Genomic DNA, 17557 nt, shown 5'->3' on the forward strand with positions numbered 1-17557 from the left:
TTAGGCGCTCTCCCCTTTTTTAAAAATGAATGAGCTGCGTCTTCTTCAGTATTGCCTTTTTTCCTGAATTACAGAAGTTTATTTTCATGGTAGTTTAAGTGAAATTCTTCACAAAATATCAGGAAGGAATTTCATAAATCAAATGAGAATAAAAAAAGCCCTTACTGTTTATTTGCAGAAGGACTCGAATATGGATTATAATTAATTCCTTTTTCTTATTAATTCATCACGATCCGATGCCATTGGAGGCTGTTCCAACCATCGATTTTTTATCATGATATTAGCACCATCTTCAGCATACATCTGCACTTCTAAGGACAGCCTGTTATACATTGAACTAATATCTCCTCTTGGACTTTGACTGACACCTGTACCATAATAACCAACACTCATAGAAATTAAACCAGATGTAAGGTACATCATGAGTTTATCGGAAAATGTATGTGATGTACTGTTAGTTATTTCTGCATCCCAACCCATCGGTACAGGGAGTTTACTTTCCTCTAACTTCCCTCTAAATAATCTAATGTGTTTATTCCCAACTTCTAAACCCTTTAAAAAGAATTGTTTTACATCCTTGTCCTGGGCAACCTGACTAAATCCAGTAAGTGTAGCTACTCCGAGTGCATTTCTTTGTAGATTAGCAAATAAATTATCGACTTCCGCTGCGACTAACGGTCTTTTTTCTCCAAACACATCTAACATAAACCATTGCTTTTTCACAAATTCAACCTTCTCCAAATTTGGCAGATTCGGAGACCTGATAAACAAACCCTCGGACAATAATAATTCCGTTGTTCGATTATATAATTCCATTGTTTCCGTAAGGCAGTCCATGTAATAAGTTCTTATGTCATTTCTTACGGATGCTGCTACCGCGGCTCCATATAAAGTAAGTCCGACCTTCGACATTTGGTTTAAAAAATTCAGAACAAAACCGTCAGAAAAAAGTCTAGGAGCTGTTATATCAACATCCTCTTCAATCCTAAAACCATGCGGAACTGCATTTTTTTCCTCAGTTAATATAGATGTAATTTTTTTAACATGTGATTTAGATAACTCTAAAGCAAATTCAATTATAGGCTTAATCTCATCATCCTCGGCTTTTTCTAAAAAGTATGTGAGGACACAAACGCTTGAACTATCATTTAAGTATTGCATCCAAAGTTGACCGATCTCACCCGCAGTTAACCTTATCTGGGTTCCCATTTCCTCCATAAGCAACCTCCAAAATAGAAATACTATAAATACCATCCCCATAAATTACCTCTAATATGTGCTGGTTGGTTATGCTCCGATTGAAAAATGAGCCCAGCAATCGCAAAAGCTCATACTAATTTTGTATTCTCTTGTTCCACTAACCTGCTAACACTTCACAATGTACATAGACTTGGAGCTAATCGAATTGAAAAGGTATTAGTCCATATTGTTAAGCAATGCGTGGAAAAAGGATTAATAAAGTCAAACACCCTCATTATCGATTCAACACATACTATCGTAAACGCAGCCAAGGATAAGCCTTTAGATGTTTTAAAAAAAGCTGCTAATCGACTATTAAAAGGGGTAAAGAAACAGTATTCTAAACTTTATAAAAAGCTTCCTAAGTTTCCACAATTAGAGGGTATTGATGAAGAAAAAGCGAAACAACTTTTGCAATATTTGGTGGAGCTAAAGGATGTGTTGGAGGACAAACTCCCAGATGCCGAAGGCAGCTTGCTTGAGAAGATAACCGTCATAAAGCAAATTATTGAAGATGAGAGACTATTGACTAATAAAGGAATTTCCTCTGCAGTAGACTCTGATGCACGTTTTGGGAGAAAGTCTAAGTCTAGAACTTTTTACGGATATAAAAACCATATTGCAATGACAGAGGAAGAAATCTTCACTGCTATTCATATAACCTCAGAAATGAAGATGATGGGAAACAGCTTCAAACGTTAGTGAATAAGACGATTGAACAAAAAATAACCATTGATGAAGTACTCGCAGATACTGCTTATTCTGGTAAAGGAAATCTTAGCTTTCTCCAAACTGAGGAGATTAAAGCTTCTATACCAAAAAACATATATAATATTTCGACAATAAAAATAGGATTAAACTCAACTTACTAGTTTAATCCCAAGATAAAAAGGTTTATTTTTTATATTTAGATTGACAACTCAATAATAAAAATCATCGTTAATAGTCCCATGACAAAAGAAAAGGTTGCCGATCGTTCGTTTCCATCTCCATGGCTTTCAGGAATTAACTCTTTATACACAACAAAAAGCATGGCTCCGGCTGCAAATGCTAGTCCATATGGTACGATATTAAGGAATTGGTCAGTTAAATGGATTCCAAGAAAAGCTGATACAAACTCAATAGCTCCTGTAAAAGCAGTATATAAAAAAGCTTGTACTTTAGGAATACGATTAGAAACTAAAAATAAGCATACAAGAAATCCTTCCGGTATATTTTGAAGTCCAATTGAAATGGAAACAAGGGATCCTAAACCCTCATATTTACTAGCATAGCTGACTCCTACTGACAGTCCCTCTGGTATATTATGTATAGCCATAGCAGCTATTAATAGAAGTGGCCTTGCTTGTCCAGAACCATGGGTTGAATGGTCAACTTCTTCATGTGGTAAGATAATTTCTAATATGGTAAGCATAGCTGTCCCGAGTAAAATCCCTAAAGTTAATACGAACATGTTTGAAAGCTTTAAGGTAGAAGGAATTAATGCATAGGTAGACGCTGCAACCATAATCCCTGCACTATATGCCAATAAATTATCCTTAACGCGGTGCGATACATTGTTTAATAACAAAGCAGGCACCGCTCCAACCGCAGTACATAATGCACTCATAATTATTCCTAAATTGGTCCCCACATAAAACCACCTTTAATCATTTTTTATTGCATTATATGTACAACCACTGTAAAAAAGACAGGTTTCAATTAACCTAAAATCATAGACGATTAGCCTTACTTCCTACAGAAGTAAGGCTAATCGTCTTTCGTTGTAACAATATTCAAAAGCATATTGTTGTTTTTAATGAACCATATACGTGAAGATGTGCTCCCCTTTTGTGTTTTGACAAGTATCTACTTACTCCATTTTTACTTCCAGGGGTAGTGTCAGGAAAATGCGGATTTACAAAGTTAAGGAAAATCGAATATTAATAAGCCCAATTCCTCTATATTATAATAGAGAAATTGGGCTCCTTTTCGTTACTCCATTAAAGCGCAGATTGTGGAAGATCATTTATATTACTTTATTGTAGATAAGCACCCGTTAGTTGAACAAGAATTTGAGAGTATTAATATAAAATCCATATTTATTCCTAAGACAGAGTGTGGTTTATAATTGTAATTGTCTGAATAATATAAAATTATGGGAGCGATGGAGATGAGTAAAAAAATTTTAATAGCTTTACTCTGCTTAGGATTAATTGTGGTACTTTATTTTTCAGCTTCCCGTCCTGGTTCAAGTCCTGGTTCTAATTATATTCCTACTACATCCTTGGAAGAAGCAATCTGTGCAAAAATAGAAGCACAGAATGAGGATTGCAAAAAAGTGATTTTAATTGATACCGATTCAAATGTGGCTTTTGTCGAGACTGAATTCGGAATCCTTCCTGTTCTTATCAGCAAAGACCATACCAAAATGGTAAAAATGATTCCAGGATTGGATTTCCAAGAATTCAGAGAGGAAAAGGAAGAGAATGGACCAATAACCTGGAGAGTTGAAAATAATGTCCAAAAGGATTTCTCCATTCTATACGGATTTGCCAGAGACAAGGCAAAGACCATCATTATAAATAGTGAAGGCAGTTTACAGCCAAATAAATTTTATGTTCGGGACGACTTGGCTGGTATGAGCGGAGGTTCAGGTACGGCTGCGTTGTGGGTTTGGTATATTACTTCTAAAGATGAAATGATTAAACCAGCGATATAACAGTTTATGGAGCAGATGGTCATCTTATTTACGGAGGAAGCAAAGAGGAATAGTGAAGGGATAACAGAATGAAAAATTCGGGAACTAAAAAGGATGGGAACCAAACACCAAATTTAAACCGATTAATTTAATTTTATTTGATAGGTTAATATACATCGGTTAAACAGGATTTTTAGGTGGAGTAGCCAATTTTGTTTTCACTTACTAAAAAGTCAGTTTCCGACTTTGTTTTTCAAAGTTGCAAATTATCCCTCTAATTTAACTATCCTGCTTCTTTAGTTGAATAACAAAAAAGCCGGCAATAGCAGCCAGCTTTTCAAGTATTACAATCCGCTAGTTGAATGAAACGCCTAATCTTCCATAAAAATTCGTGCGTAGTATTCCGTTTCTTCATCTAATTTGTTGTCTTTTCTTAATTCCTCAATAGTTTTTTTTCGGTCATCTTCAATCACTTGAAAACTTCCTGATACATTTGGTGTTTTCCGTTTGTTTTTATCCATACTTTCACTCCTACATTTCATCTTTAATAAGAAAAAGCCACCAAGAATTTTTGGCAGCTGGATCTTCAACTATTGCACCCTTTAGTGCAATAAAGTCGGTGTCTAACATTTACCGTTCAATGGGGATCGGGATTTCCCCATTCCTCATTTTTTTGTTTATGAAATTTGTGGTCAGCAAAATCCTTCGGTTTGCTATTGTCCGGATTAAAATGGCTCGATGGCTTTCTCGTTTTTACCTGTTTGCGGCTGATTTTCAATTCTTCTTTCTTCGGCTTCCTTGGGAATTTTTTTCAGTTGTTTATTTACTTCTTCTACTTGATTAGTAGTTATCATTTCATCCATTTTTCAAAGACCTCAATTCATTAAAATATTTTTATAAATATAATATGCCGCAGTAACGAAAATTTTATGCCCGCTAAAGTAGACAAAAGCACCCGTTAGTTGAACAAGGTCGATTCTAAATAAGGTGCTACCAATTAAAGGTAACACCTTTCTCGTTTATTATTTATTTAAATGTTTGTAGTCTAATACTTCTACCTTAAAGCCATGACTACATTCAATTTTAGGACTATCACAAGATGGAGATACTCTTACTTTAACCAAGTCTTCTGCATATTCAAATGGATTATTGTTACTGTCAGGAACTTGAATTCTTAAGGAAATATCATAAGAATGATTGTTGTTATAAACAATATTAACAATCCTCTGTTGCTGCCAGCCAAAACCAGAAGCCTCTTTTCCTCCATACTCTTTTATTACCCTTTTATCAATAGCTGGAAATATAATATCTCCAATAATATCTTCTGGTGTAACATACCAGTCTTCTGCATACGGTTTAATTTCCTTTGGCTCTGGAGGTTTAGCATTAACCAAGTTATTTGTTGCAAACATTAATAAAATCGTAAAGAGAACAATCATTTTCTTCATGATGCTCACTCCCAAAATTTTTACAGTTAGATTTCGCATCTTCAATTAATATTATCCACAACAACAACCAATAACCCGTATCTCCAAACCAAGTTGTTTCGCAATTTGTTTCAAAAGCGACATTAATGAACCAATTTAATGTTCAACAAACCTGCCCCTTAAATAGACTATTCATTACGCTCTCCTCTTTTTTTAACGATTGAGCAGGGTCTTCTTAAGTATTATCATTTTTCTATTCTTGAGGAAACTTATTTTCATGGTGAATTTTTAATTTAACGACTTCTTAAGATTTAATTAAGTGAAATTTAAGACTCTAATGTTATAAATTATTTGTTCGTTGAAATTTAGAGATACAAATTTACATGCAAACTATTATAAGGAGAGGAAAAATTTTTGGAAGAGGAAAAAGTTATTAAAAAAATTGCTCAAGTCACGGTTATATTTTGGATTATGAAGATTTGAGCGACTACACTCGGTGAAACCGCTGGCGATTTGTTGTCACAGACCTTAGGAGCTGGATATGTAATTAGCACTTTAATATTTTTCGGAATATTTTTAGTGACACTATTTGCTCAACTTAGGACGAATAGGTACTTACCAGTGCTTTATTGGGGTGTTATTTCCTCAACCAGTATCGCTGGTACGGCGATGTCTGATTTAATTGACCGTACATTGGGATTAGGCTATACTCTTGGCTCAAGTTTATTAATCGCAATTTTGTTAATGATTTTTGGATATTGGTATGTAAGTGAAAAATCGTTAGATATTAATCATATTCACACTCGTAAAGTTGAAATACTCTATTGGACTGCAATCTTATTCTCGAATACATTGGGTACCGCTTTCGGAGACTTCTTATCTGATAGTAGTGGTCTTGGATATAAAGGAGGAGCAATCTTAATAGGAAGTTTATTGGTAATTATTGTCCTTTCCTATTACTTCACAAAAGTTTCTCGTGTGTTCTTGTTTTGGATTGCTTTTGTCTTGACTCGACCTTTTGGGGCTACATTAGGAGACCTTCTTACAAAACCACACGCAAAAGGTGGATTAGATTTAGGGACAATTGGTTCCTCCACTGTTTTGGCTTCGATTCTTATCATTTTTATTATTTACTCCACTATTAAGAATAGCAAAACTGAAGACCCCTTATTAAGCTAATGAAGGGTTGAACTAGGTCCTAAATAGCTAAGAAATGCAAATTCCCAATATTGCATTTCCTAGCTATTTTTGTTGCAAAAAGTTTTTGTTATTTTCCAAAACCCTACTACTTATTCAACCTGCTCCGTTAGCTGAATAAGAAAAAGCCACCAAGAATTTTTGGCAGCTGGATCTTCAACTTGACCCGTAAGCTTAAAAAGAAACTTAGAATAAATAGGAGGTAAAAACGTGCTTTAGTTTCTTTAGTTAATAAAAGTATGATATAACAAAAATAAATTAAGACTTATAATAACTACGGCAATTATCCACGCACAGATCGAAGTTACTAAATGATTTACAAGTTTTCCCATTAGTTTTTTGTTACTTGTAAACATTATTAAAGGTATTAAAGCAAAAGCAATTCCAAAAGAGAGAACAACTTGACTTATGACAAGAGCTTTAGAAGGATTAATTCCCATTAGAATTATTCCTAACGGCGGTATCATTGTTATAAATCGTCTCAAATAAATAGGTATGCGTCGTTTAATAAAGCCTTGCATAATGATGTCACCTGACATAGTACCAACTGAAGAACTTGATAATCCTGCGGATAACAATCCAATTCCAAAACAAATTGCCACAAAGGGTCCAAGTATTTTTCCAAATTCATTAAAAGCAACTTCTAAATCACTTACATTAAGTCCGTTTTTATTAAATAATGCCGCTGAGACGATTAACATACTCGCGTTTATCCCACCTGCAATAATCATCGCAATAATGACATCTACAAACTCATATTTAAAAATCTTTTTCCGTTCTTCTTCAGTTTCTCCGACAATTCTATTTTGTGTTAAGGCAGAATGCAGATAAATGGCATGTGGCATCACTGTTGCTCCCAGCATACCAGCCCCTAATAAAACGCTATCTACACCCTGAAATTTGAGTGTGAAAAGACCAGAGAGAATTGCCGTTGCATCTGGTGCTGCATAGAAAACTTGAACCCCAAAAACAATTACAACAATAAAAATCATTGTTGTAATAACAGCTTCTAACGGACGCATTCCTCGCCTTTGAATCTCCAAAATGACGAATGAACCAATGGCTGCAATAATAGCAGCAAAAACAAGTGGGATATCAAAGAGCAAATAGATTCCAAGCGATGCACCAATAAATTCTGCCAGATCTGTTGCCATAACGACAAGTTCAGCTTGTATCCATAAAAGTATGGAAGTCTTCTTTGAAAATTTTTCTCGGCAAACTTCAGGTAGGTTTTTACCTGTTGCAATCCCTAACTTGGCAGACATCGTTTGAATCAAAACAGCCATTAAATTAGAAACTAAAATGACCCATAATAATGCGTATCCATACTTAGACCCTGCCGAAATGTTTGTTGCATAATTACCTGGATCGATATATGCCACAGCAGCAATAAAGGCAGGACCTAAAAAAGGCAGCAATCTTTTAATTCCATTAGAATCTCCTTTTATAGAAGAATTAGAAGATCTATTCAAAGAGTTAGATAATTTTTGGGTCCAACCTCCTTCTTTTATCCGAAATTATAGTTTATTTCAGTAAACTTTTTTTCGCTAATGCTTTTTAGGGGTCTCAGGTTGCAAACCCGACATGAATGAAGTTATTGGGCTTTCTAATTGATTAGATACCAACAATAATAAATACATTATTTAAAGATATCGGAATTGTATTTTTTCCAAATTTTTTTCGTTATCTGCACGCACTATTTTAGTTTGCTTTCTTTTTAACAGGCTATGCTATTTGAGATTCTTCTTCAACAAAACTGCCCCGTTAGTGGAACAAGCAAAAAAAAGCTGCCGAAGCAGCTACCGAACTTAAACTCTTCCACCCGTTCGTTAAACAAGTACCAATTTATTTGCGTAATAAAAGGGGAAGCATTTTCTAAGTCAGTTTAGTCTAATTTTTTGTTTAAACTATCGAATTCTTTCCTCGTGCTAATAAAATGTGCAATTAAATAAATAAAAAAGAATATTGGAAATGAATATAAATATTTCCATTGCTCTGGAGCATAGGTTTTAATCCATACAAAGATTGGTTCTCCAATAAAAGCACTTCCACCTGCGAAAATAAATGCTTTAAAATACGGATTGAAGTTAGCCTTAAATTGAATAAGAAACATAACAATTACCGGTAATATGGTAAAATCCCACGGCAAATAGGAAGGAAGGAAAGGAATAACATCATAATTATAATGCCATAAACCTAATGAAATTCCTATGAAATCAAACCAGGAACTAATAAAAATAACAAAGAATCCGACGCAAAGTAGTCGATAAGTGCTTTCTTTTTTTTTAAGATAAAACCATAAAATCCACGGTACAACGGTTAACAATACCCCTAACCACCATTGCCAAGTGAAAACGACATTTTCAATCCAAAAATTCACTTTTTTGTCATGTGCTTTTTCAATTAATTCATAAATCTTTTCTGCTTTGTCTATGTATTCTTTTTGTTCCATATGTATGAACATCCTCACAACATGTTGAATTGAGTTTTTCACCCCTCGATTCTAGCTTTACCTAAAACTGTTTTATAAATAAAATAAATTTCGAGAATTTTGTTTCCCAACTAACCTCCCAGTTAGTAAAAAAGCGACTGCTCTTATTGAACAATCGCACCCGTAAGTTTAAGTACAATATTTCACAATCTTTCATAAGGAAGATGGTGACTATCATACTGGAGAATTATAGAAAGTTCTGAAATGGCATAAGGTAGACCAAACAAGAGGTAATTTTATACTCTATATAAGTATAAAACGGAAAAGCATCCAATCTGGTTCATTTGGATGCCTTTTTTCTACAATCTGAGACGAACACTATTAGATGTTCGCTGAGAGTAATTATTTTTCAGTTGCTGTATTCCCCATTGCAATAGAAATTCTATTCCAACTGTTGATTTGATTAATTATCAGTACTAGGTCAACATATTGTCTCTCATTATAATGTTCACGTACTCGTTGATAAAGCTCATCTGGCACGCGTTTTGTCGGGATTAAAGTTACGTATTCTGTCAACTCAAGAGCTACTTTTTCTGCATCTGTGTAAAATGTGCACTCTCTCCAAGCACTAATACAATATAAACGTTGTTCAGTTTCTCCCATTTTTCTAGCATCTGCTGTATGCATGTTAATACAATATGCACAACCATTTATTTGAGAAGCCCGGATTTTTATAAGTTCACGAAGTTTACGGTCTATACCTGTTGTTTTCGTATACTTCTCCATTTCCATCATTATTTTAAGTGCTTCTGGTGCTACATTGTAATAATCAACTCGTTGTTCCAATTTAATTACCTCCTTATATTTCTTTTCCTTTAAGACAGTATTAATTTAGGTGCTAATCTTGAAGCAGCTTCTTCAGCTTTTTTATATGCTTTTTGTAATACTTCATTTGGTTCTAGTAAAGCAGTTCCTTGTGCCCGAATGATTTGATAATCTTCAATACCAAGGAAATTGAACATTGATTTCAGGTATTTATTAGAGTAATCAACTTCTGAATACCAATCATCATTTGTATAGATTGAACCACTTGCTTGTATGACAATCATTCTTCGTCCGTCTTTAAGTAAGCCCAATTGAACTCAAGCACCTGTTAGCTGAATAAGGAAAGTGACTAAAAACTTTAACCCTTTACGCCTTCTTCCAGTAATAAATTCAAGTACCCACTAATGATTTTTTAAAATTAAGGTGTCTGATTTATCATTCCAAGTTATGGTTGCCTTCATTTCTTCGTTTTCTTGGGTAACTGCACAACCACTACAAGAATGTCCACCTATTTTTAACACTCCATTATTTAGAGAATCTTCACCTTCCGATTTTCCTGATACACTTTCAACAACATACTTTATCCGTTTAGGAATTGGCTTTCCACCTATATATTTTATTGTTAGATTTGTTGACTCGCTATCTTTATCAAGCAAATTTACCTCATAATTAACTTGCCAATTTTCACTTTCACCAATGAAATTCATCAATTTAGATTCTGAACAAGCAGTTAGTAAAACAGAAGAAAAAAGAAATAACATTAAAGCCTTTTTTATCATATAAACCCCTCCCTGTTTTTAATTATATATTACAGGATTGGATTTTTCTTCCTTTTTTCTTATTCAACTCCCTCAGTTTAATAAGAAAAGCCGCCTGAATTGGCAGCTGAACTTTACCCTTGTACCTGTTAATAGAAAAAGGTAAAGAAGTCTATTTTCTCTTACATATATTAATCGTTAGTTCCTAATACATCTGTATTTGGAGGTTCATAACCCATCTGACGTATCATAGCTACAATTTGTCCCTTGTGGTGAAATTCGTGAGTTATAGTATGCATTATTAATTTACCAGGGGTAAATGTTATAATTTCTGTTTCATCTCTCCAAGGAATCTTTCTTTGAATTGGCTCAGATAATTGCTTTCCGTGTAATTCAAATACCTCATTTACAAAAGAATCAACCTGTTCAAAGCGTATTTTTATATCGTCCAGTTTCAATTTCTGTCGTTCATCCTTTGGTGTAATTGGCTTCTTTGTTTTTAATAAAACAAATGAGCCGAGCCACGCAATATAACAATCTGCTATGTGAACCAATGAGTCTCGCACACTTTCCCAACCGTATCCATTTTGGCGAGTAAAATCATTTTGATTAAGTTCCTTACAATAATCTAGCAGCGTTAATCGTGTCTGACGAATCCATTCATATTCGTTTTGATGAAACATCATCTATACACCCACTTTCTTATAATGATAATACATATTCTAGATATATAAAAATAAACCTTCTTCCACGAACCTGCCCAGTTAGTTTAAGTACATTACTTCACATCTTCTGCAAGGAGTAAATATTTTGGAGATTTTGATTACTCATAAAAAAGATCGTAAAAAAAAGACGATCTTTTAATTAATGCAAGAGGTTAGTTAATATATGGCTCATTTATAAAAATTAACAGATATTTAGACATTCATTTCGATAAATTTAATTACTTTAGTTCCTGTATCAAATGCTTTTCTACTTTCCAAGAATTCTACTAATTTATTGTTATGAAATTAAAAACTCCCCAGCAATGCTGGAGAGTTAACAAACTTTACTCTTCTTTTTTGGATAAACAACGATCACAATCCATCAAATAACTTTCTGCTTGCTCTTGCATATGCTGCCCGCATTCAGGGCATTCCTTTTTTGGCAAATTTCGGAAAAATTCAACCGGACTAATTAACATTTAAATCTCCTCCTTTATTAATACAGTTCGTTGTTTCTTATCTTGTTATAGTACAGTATAAGCAAAAAAGAGAAAAAAGTATAGCCCTTTTTTAAATAAATAATAAAAGTTTTAATATTTTCATCAAATCTATTTTTACCTTGTATATCCCAATCGAAATCCTCAGTATCATCATCCCATTCCAAGTTAGGAGATAGAAATCTCGGAAGCTACAACAATTGTGTTATCTAAGGTAATTCTTCACGAACATTGAATATGTAATGCATATTCTAGTATTTCTTGGGTTCTGCCTCTTCTGTTTATTTGAATCATATTACCGTACACCCATCCAAAAAAAGTTAGATGCTCTTCCAGCATTTTGTAATTCCAAACCCAATAATTTACATAAAATAAAAGGACTAAGGTTAAAAATATAAACTGTGTATTTGTCATCAGCTGTTATCTCCTATAATAATTAAATACTCCATAATAAAATTATACATTCATTAGTATTTTATATTATATCTATAAATTCTTTTTAACTAACCTGACCTTTAGTTCAATAAGAAAAGCCACCAAAAATGGCAGCTGGATCTTTAACTCTAGTACCCGTTAGCTTAATAAGAAACGTCCTATTCAGATATAATATTGTGTCTTTTGTTTTCTGCAAAGAAATCGTTAAAACGCTGATCATATCCAAAACTTCTTCTAACCAAAGGGTCTTTAAGTATTTCTGGATGACTTTTTAATAAATATTCTTGAAGCTGATTAGTAAAATCTTCTAAAGCATCAATAAATTCATTTGTGTTAACCACAAAACTGGACTTTTCAGGAACTTGCCTTGAAAAAGTAATTTTATTACCGTCATACCATAATCCTTCATACTTAAGGTGGAAAAATATATGGAGTCCTTCTTCATCTCTATAAAATACAAACTCTGTTTGATATGCATCGTGGGTCAATACAAAGACTTCGTAAAGTTTAATTTGTTTTAATCCCAAATTTATATCAATAACCTTACTAAATAATGGAAAACTAGCGTTTTTTAGATGATTTGTAAATGTACTGCTATCCCATTCACTATGAACAATAAACTTTGCCAATTCACTACCCTTTGAAATTGGAGAAAAATTTTCAAAAAATGATTTACTATTATGGATAAAGTTGATGGCGGTATCAAACGATTCGAATATGTCGTATTTTGGGTTAAAAGATTTAATTTTTTTTATATCCTATATCTATATATGTGGTCATATGCAAGCTGCTGGTGCCCCAATATGATTTAGATACCCAAGTAAAGCAATAGTTGCTAAATCACCCATTTTTTTTGTCATCTAATGCTTCCGATAATGTTCTTCAATTCATTCCAGGACGATCTATAGAATACTTAAGTTTTTTTGTGACCCAATAAATTGCTTGATTAACCCTTTTGGGTGAAAAATTCTCTTGTACTGGTGTTGTTACCAATGATTTTAGGTAGCTGAATTCGAAGTTTTGGTGGGAATTTAAAGTATAGAACAGTTTTATCTTTCTCGTGTATCAGGGATGACTTGATCACGAATGAAGCCACGTTCCACATCAGAATCTACCTGCATCATGTCATATAGCCCAGCTTCCCCTGCCGTAACAAGTTCTCTTTGCGGGTGTTTTACAATCTCAGGAAAAAGTTATTCCTTATCATAGATTTCACTTTCATCATTAATCAAAAGATACCGGTGGTCGGGGTCGAACCGACAATCCTTACGGAACACGATTTTGAGTCAAAACATGTCGTCTGGGAGGTTCAACTTCAAAGGTATTTACTGCTTCAATGTTGTTTCTAGGATTAAAAACGATCAAGCAATTATTGTGCTCAATAAACATTATAATGGAGGACTTTTGATGTTTTTAATTCCAAAAGTCCTCCCCATTGAAAAGGCTGATTCCCTTATATTATCCCACTAATTCAAAAGCCGCCTCTTCCAATTCTTTCGAGTTAGTACCTATATAAACTTTGAATTCCCCTTCCTCAGATTTATAGTTCATGTCTGAGGTATAGTATTTCAAATCCTCATCCGTAATCGTAAAGGTGACTCTCTCCGATTCACCAGGATTCAAAAAGATCTTTTTAAATCCTTTGAGCTCCTTTACAGGACGCACCACACTCCCATATAAGTCCTGAATATAAAACTGCACCACTTCCTCACCAGGCCTGTTACCCGTATTGGTCACTGTAACACTGGCTTTAATCTCCTCCATTCTTATCATTTGATTCTTATCCAGTTCGATTTCAGAATAAGAAAAGTCTGTATAGCTTAAACCGTAGCCGAAAGGATATAGCGGTTCATTCGGACCATCAAGATACTTTGATATAAATTTCTCATGTTGATTTTTGTTTGTTAATGGTCTGCCCGTCTTAAAGTGATTGTAATAAACAGGCACCTGACCCGATTTGTACGGGAAGCTCATGGTTAGTTTTCCGGAAGGATTATAATCCCCGAATAGTACATTGGCAATGGCATGCCCGGCCTCGGACCCTAAGAACCACGTTTCAACGATAGCATCCATGTTTCTTTCAAACCAGTCTAGAACCAATGGGCGCCCATTCGTTAATACTAAGACCGTAGGCTTGCCTAATTTGACCATTTCCTCCGCTAATCTTCTTTGGACTTCAGGAAGTTCTAGGTCCATTCTGGAAGCTGCTTCACCTGACATTTCGCTGTTTTCGCCTAATGCAAGGACCACAATATCAGCTTGCTTTGCCTGCAGAAGGGCTTCTTCAAACCCTCCATCGATTACACCATCGATTTTGCAGCCTTCCGCATACAAAAGATTCTCCATATTATGAGCTTTATCTTTTAACCCTTCCAATAAGGTAATCGTTTGATCACCGTATCTTGAGAATTGCCAAGGACCTAATAAATCTTTGCTGTTAGCAAACGGTCCGATCACGGCAATCTTACCGTTTTCTTTATTTAAAGGTAGAACTCCATTATTCTTTAAAAGGACAATTGACTTTTTAGCAAGTTCCCGGCTTTCTTTGAGATGCTCCTGACAGAAATGATATTCCTCTTCTTTGTCTGGTCTAATATAGCGGAAAGGATCATCCATGATCCCTATCTTAAATTTATAGGTAAGAATCCTTTTTACGGCTTCGTCTAATTGACTTTCTTGCAGTCTTCCTTCTTCAATAAGTCCAGGAATATACTCTGAATAGGTAGTAGTAACCATTTCAATATCCATAGAGGCATCTACAGCCATTTTAGCCGCATCTTTCTGATCCCTTGCAGCGCCATGAATGGCAATTTCGTCAACAGCTCCATAGTCGGAAATCAAAATACCGTTAAAACCAAGTTCATCCCTTAACAAATTTTTCAATAAAGCTTTATTTCCTGCTACTGGGACCCCTTGAAAGACATTGAATGAGTTCATAACGGACCCGGCTCCAGCCTCCAAACCAGCTTTAAAAGGTGCAAGATAGACGTTTCTCAATGTACCTTCGGAAATGTCCACTGTATTATAATCTCGTCCTCCTTCTGCTGCGCCATAGGCAATGAAGTGTTTTAAACATGCGATAATTGTTTTCTCACTAAGCAAGCTTTCTCCTTGGAAACCCTCGACCTGGGCTTTTGCAATTAATGATCCTAAGTATGGATCTTCTCCAGCCCCTTCTACAACCCTTCCCCATCTAGCATCTCTCGTGACATCCACCATCGGTCCATGATTGTAGGTAATGCCTGATGCGGACGCTTCTTTTGCAGCAATGGCACATGCTCTTTTAATTCCATCCATATCCCAGCTGCTGGACCACGCTAGCGGGACAGGGAAAACCGTTTGATGACCATGGATAATATCTGCATTAAATAGCAGAGGAATGCCTAATCGTGATTGTTCTACGGCAATTTTTTGCAACTCAAAAACTCGATTACTATCAAATGCGCCTAAAATCGAACCAGCTTTGCCCTCAGCAACTAGCTTTTCAGCAGACTCAGACTCAACATCTCCTCCGAAAGAGAAATTAGATGCCAAACACTGGCTCATTTGACCAATTTTTTCTTGAACGCTCATGTTACTCACAAGCCTATCAACTTCTTGTTGAATTTCTTGGTCTGTCCGTTCAACGACTGGTTCAGACTTTCGGTATTTTTCTACCTCGCTCATTAATGCTTCTACTAATGAGATGCCCTCCCCCTTTTCCCCTTGAATTTGTAGATTCCCCAAGGAATGAAGATTGAGCGAACCGTTAAACGAGTCTTCTCTAAAGGTAAGAGTAATTTCTGCTGTTTCTTCTGATAAAAGAATGTACTTTCCTTTCGCATGAAGCTGCTCTCCCTCAACCATTACTGATTGAAAAAGCATGTTTAACGGAGCAGGCTCTTTCACACTGAAAGTATATTGATCCTCTTTTTCAACAACAAAAACAAATTTCATTTTTGCAAATGGGGTTTGTACTACTGTATTCCAGGTACCTAACATGTTAATTAACTCCTATCCAAGTTGATAAAATATTTTACCTGCACACTTGTACATTGCGGGCAGAATTCCATTTAAATCACTGCTGTAGTTTCATCCTTTACGTCATCCGCTTTTGTTCCTCTTGGCATCTCTGGAACTTTCAGGACGGCAATAGCACCTAAGATTCCAAGAATACCGATGACAGAAAACGCTGTTTGATACCCTCCAAGACCAAGTAATAATGGCATGATAGCTGGAACAATCGATTGTGGTAAAGCGTTTGCAATATTCAGGATACCTAAATCCTTAGCGGCATCTTCTTTATTAGGAAGAACACGAGTCAGAAGAGCCATATCTACGGCATAAAAAATACCTGCACCAATCGCTGAGCAAACAGCTAAAATTAAATATACTGTAAAACTTGTGGTAAAACCTTGGATAATCAAAGCCATTCCCATTAGTATACCTGCGCCAATAACAAATGGTTTCTGGCGTTTGAAATAGTCCGAAACGAAACCGCCAACAATACTAAAGAGGAAAGTTATGATTGTACCGATTGTAGTAAGAAGCGCTACTTTGCTTCCAAGCTCTGCTTGGGTAAAATGAAAACGTTCTACCATGAATAAAGTACCGAAAGATCCGATGGAAGGACCGAATAAGACAAGAAATCGAGCTAGCCAGCATAGGCAAATACCGGATATTTTCGAGGACTAGGAATAACCATCGATAAACTAAACTTTTCTTTTTCGGTTTTACGAGAACCAGTAGATCCTGAATCTCGAATCATACTAATGGCAATAATGGCGCAAACCATTGGAATGATCGCTAAAACGTACCATTTAATCATTTGAGATTCACCTAATGCATTGACCAACGTAATGCCAATAATCGCTGCCACTGCGCCAATTGAACCTAAAATACCGGAAATAGATCCACGTCGTGATACTTCTATCTGGTCGGCAATCAAGGCATTATTTGCAGCTAGCATAAAGTTAAAGAAGGCTTGGGCACATGACCAGAATAGGATTACTTGCCACACTTCATTACTAAGACCAATTCCTAAGATTGAAGCTCCTCCTAATACGCTTCCTATTAGAATCCAAGTCCGGCGACGACCAAATTTCAGACGGGTCCTATCACTAATGGCTCCCGCCACAGGGTTGGCAATCATCGCGACAAACGCACCAATGGATAAAACGTATGCCAATGCACTTTCTACGTTTTTAGGATCAATGGCTTGAATTTTCAGCGTAAGTAATAAGATCATCGGGGGAATAAGAGCAACATAGAGTCCAATGTTTGAAATGGTCAATGCTGGTACAAGGCGCTTAAATGGTGTAACGGCAGTATTCATCGGTTTAACCTCCAATAAATTTTAAAAATTGCAAAAACACTACTTCTATT

General features: G+C 35.3%; 18 protein-coding genes and 2 pseudogenes. 4 read left to right on the forward strand and 16 right to left on the reverse strand.

Annotated elements, in window-relative coordinates; all coding sequences use genetic code 11:
- Positions 1 to 201 precede the first annotated feature (201 nt).
- Entirely contained in the window at positions 202 to 1218 is a 1017-nt protein-coding gene (locus J7E77_RS26140; RefSeq protein WP_214717995.1) for a DUF3231 family protein, read from the reverse strand.
- A 222-nt stretch (positions 1219 to 1440) separates the two neighbouring features.
- Here J7E77_RS26140 and J7E77_RS26145 point away from each other — a divergent pair, with 222 nt between their 5' ends.
- The gene (locus tag J7E77_RS26145) at positions 1441 to 1941 is read left to right on the forward strand and encodes a hypothetical protein (RefSeq protein WP_214717997.1); all 501 of its coding nucleotides are present in this window, start codon (positions 1441 to 1443) and stop codon (positions 1939 to 1941) included.
- A gap of 205 nt (positions 1942 to 2146) precedes the next feature.
- On the opposite strand, the gene J7E77_RS26150 is transcribed toward J7E77_RS26145, so the two are convergent.
- Positions 2147 to 2848, reverse strand: coding sequence for a ZIP family metal transporter (locus J7E77_RS26150; protein WP_214718043.1), 702 nt, complete (start codon positions 2846 to 2848; stop codon positions 2147 to 2149).
- 543 nt (positions 2849 to 3391) lie between these two features.
- Here J7E77_RS26150 and J7E77_RS26155 point away from each other — a divergent pair.
- A complete protein-coding gene (locus J7E77_RS26155) occupies positions 3392 to 3940 on the forward strand; it encodes a hypothetical protein (RefSeq protein WP_214718000.1) in 549 nt (182 codons plus the stop codon).
- 350 nt (positions 3941 to 4290) lie between these two features.
- On the opposite strand, the gene J7E77_RS26160 is transcribed toward J7E77_RS26155, so the two are convergent.
- The 3 genes from J7E77_RS26160 to J7E77_RS26170 form a co-directional block, all read right to left on the reverse strand.
- Positions 4291 to 4440, reverse strand: a complete 150-nt coding sequence (locus tag J7E77_RS26160; RefSeq protein WP_214718004.1) for a hypothetical protein — start codon at positions 4438 to 4440, stop codon at positions 4291 to 4293.
- Between the two features lie 204 nt (positions 4441 to 4644).
- The gene (locus J7E77_RS26165; RefSeq protein ID WP_180247647.1) at positions 4645 to 4782 is read right to left on the reverse strand and encodes a hypothetical protein; all 138 of its coding nucleotides are present in this window, start codon (positions 4780 to 4782) and stop codon (positions 4645 to 4647) included.
- Positions 4783 to 4941: 159 nt separating this feature from the next.
- Positions 4942 to 5367 carry a hypothetical protein gene (locus tag J7E77_RS26170; RefSeq protein WP_214718005.1) on the reverse strand — a complete coding sequence of 142 codons (426 nt, stop codon included), beginning with the start codon at positions 5365 to 5367 and terminating at the stop codon, positions 4942 to 4944.
- A gap of 474 nt (positions 5368 to 5841) precedes the next feature.
- Here J7E77_RS26170 and J7E77_RS31875 point away from each other — a divergent pair.
- A pseudogene (locus tag J7E77_RS31875) lies at positions 5842 to 5949 on the forward strand (hypothetical protein); the annotation flags it as partial.
- Between the two features lie 18 nt (positions 5950 to 5967).
- Complete coding sequence (locus J7E77_RS26175; RefSeq protein ID WP_374103011.1) at positions 5968 to 6525, forward strand: COG4705 family protein; 558 nt, start codon at positions 5968 to 5970, stop codon at positions 6523 to 6525.
- 242 nt (positions 6526 to 6767) lie between these two features.
- On the opposite strand, the gene J7E77_RS26180 is transcribed toward J7E77_RS26175, so the two are convergent.
- From J7E77_RS26180 to J7E77_RS26230, 11 genes and pseudogenes are all read right to left on the reverse strand, one after another.
- The gene (locus J7E77_RS26180; RefSeq protein ID WP_251028196.1) at positions 6768 to 8015 is read right to left on the reverse strand and encodes an Nramp family divalent metal transporter; all 1248 of its coding nucleotides are present in this window, start codon (positions 8013 to 8015) and stop codon (positions 6768 to 6770) included.
- Positions 8016 to 8428: 413 nt separating this feature from the next.
- Positions 8429 to 8995, reverse strand: coding sequence for a CBO0543 family protein (locus tag J7E77_RS26185; RefSeq protein ID WP_214718006.1), 567 nt, complete (start codon positions 8993 to 8995; stop codon positions 8429 to 8431).
- A 381-nt stretch (positions 8996 to 9376) separates the two neighbouring features.
- On the reverse strand, positions 9377 to 9820 hold the full coding sequence (locus tag J7E77_RS26190) for a carboxymuconolactone decarboxylase family protein (RefSeq protein WP_214718007.1): 444 nt from the start codon (positions 9818 to 9820) through the stop codon (positions 9377 to 9379).
- 29 nt (positions 9821 to 9849) lie between these two features.
- Positions 9850 to 10110, reverse strand: a pseudogene (locus tag J7E77_RS26195) (NAD(P)H-dependent oxidoreductase); the annotation flags it as partial.
- A gap of 90 nt (positions 10111 to 10200) precedes the next feature.
- Positions 10201 to 10578, reverse strand: coding sequence for a hypothetical protein (locus tag J7E77_RS26200; RefSeq protein WP_214718008.1), 378 nt, complete (start codon positions 10576 to 10578; stop codon positions 10201 to 10203).
- Positions 10579 to 10748: 170 nt separating this feature from the next.
- Complete coding sequence (locus J7E77_RS26205; RefSeq protein ID WP_251026946.1) at positions 10749 to 11243, reverse strand: DinB family protein; 495 nt, start codon at positions 11241 to 11243, stop codon at positions 10749 to 10751.
- A gap of 362 nt (positions 11244 to 11605) precedes the next feature.
- Entirely contained in the window at positions 11606 to 11740 is a 135-nt protein-coding gene (gene yhfH, locus J7E77_RS26210) for a protein YhfH (protein WP_214718010.1), read from the reverse strand.
- Between the two features lie 611 nt (positions 11741 to 12351).
- Complete coding sequence (locus tag J7E77_RS26215; protein ID WP_214718012.1) at positions 12352 to 12822, reverse strand: hypothetical protein; 471 nt, start codon at positions 12820 to 12822, stop codon at positions 12352 to 12354.
- Positions 12823 to 13651: 829 nt separating this feature from the next.
- Positions 13652 to 16174 (reverse strand): glycoside hydrolase family 3 N-terminal domain-containing protein, encoded by a 2523-nt coding sequence (locus tag J7E77_RS26220; RefSeq protein WP_214718014.1) that lies wholly within the window; start codon positions 16172 to 16174, stop codon positions 13652 to 13654.
- Between the two features lie 71 nt (positions 16175 to 16245).
- A complete protein-coding gene (locus tag J7E77_RS26225) occupies positions 16246 to 16773 on the reverse strand; it encodes an MFS transporter (RefSeq protein ID WP_251028197.1) in 528 nt (175 codons plus the stop codon).
- A gap of 53 nt (positions 16774 to 16826) precedes the next feature.
- Positions 16827 to 17507, reverse strand: coding sequence for an MFS transporter (locus tag J7E77_RS26230; protein WP_214718016.1), 681 nt, complete (start codon positions 17505 to 17507; stop codon positions 16827 to 16829).
- Positions 17508 to 17557: the final 50 nt, after the last annotated feature.

This window comes from Bacillus sp. ISL-77 (assembly GCF_018613105.1).

Excerpts from the sequence above, each read along its gene's own strand:
- J7E77_RS26140 (WP_214717995.1), bottom strand. The coding sequence starts at position 1,218 with ATGGAGGAAATGGGAACCCAGATAAGGTTAACTGCGGGTGAGATCGGT.
- J7E77_RS26150 (WP_214718043.1), bottom strand. The coding sequence starts at position 2,848 with ATGAGTGCATTATGTACTGCGGTTGGAGCGGTGCCTGCTTTGTTATTA.
- J7E77_RS26155 (WP_214718000.1), top strand. The coding sequence starts at position 3,392 with ATGAGTAAAAAAATTTTAATAGCTTTACTCTGCTTAGGATTAATTGTG.
- J7E77_RS26160 (WP_214718004.1), bottom strand. The coding sequence starts at position 4,440 with ATGGATAAAAACAAACGGAAAACACCAAATGTATCAGGAAGTTTTCAA.
- J7E77_RS26165 (WP_180247647.1), bottom strand. The coding sequence starts at position 4,782 with ATGGATGAAATGATAACTACTAATCAAGTAGAAGAAGTAAATAAACAA.
- J7E77_RS26170 (WP_214718005.1), bottom strand. The coding sequence starts at position 5,367 with ATGAAGAAAATGATTGTTCTCTTTACGATTTTATTAATGTTTGCAACA.
- J7E77_RS26185 (WP_214718006.1), bottom strand. The coding sequence starts at position 8,995 with ATGGAACAAAAAGAATACATAGACAAAGCAGAAAAGATTTATGAATTA.
- J7E77_RS26200 (WP_214718008.1), bottom strand. The coding sequence starts at position 10,578 with ATGATAAAAAAGGCTTTAATGTTATTTCTTTTTTCTTCTGTTTTACTA.
- J7E77_RS26205 (WP_251026946.1), bottom strand. The coding sequence starts at position 11,243 with ATGATGTTTCATCAAAACGAATATGAATGGATTCGTCAGACACGATTA.
- yhfH (WP_214718010.1), bottom strand. The coding sequence starts at position 11,740 with ATGTTAATTAGTCCGGTTGAATTTTTCCGAAATTTGCCAAAAAAGGAA.
- J7E77_RS26220 (WP_214718014.1), bottom strand. The coding sequence starts at position 16,174 with ATGTTAGGTACCTGGAATACAGTAGTACAAACCCCATTTGCAAAAATG.
- J7E77_RS26225 (WP_251028197.1), bottom strand. The coding sequence starts at position 16,773 with ATGGTAGAACGTTTTCATTTTACCCAAGCAGAGCTTGGAAGCAAAGTA.
- J7E77_RS26230 (WP_214718016.1), bottom strand. The coding sequence starts at position 17,507 with ATGAATACTGCCGTTACACCATTTAAGCGCCTTGTACCAGCATTGACC.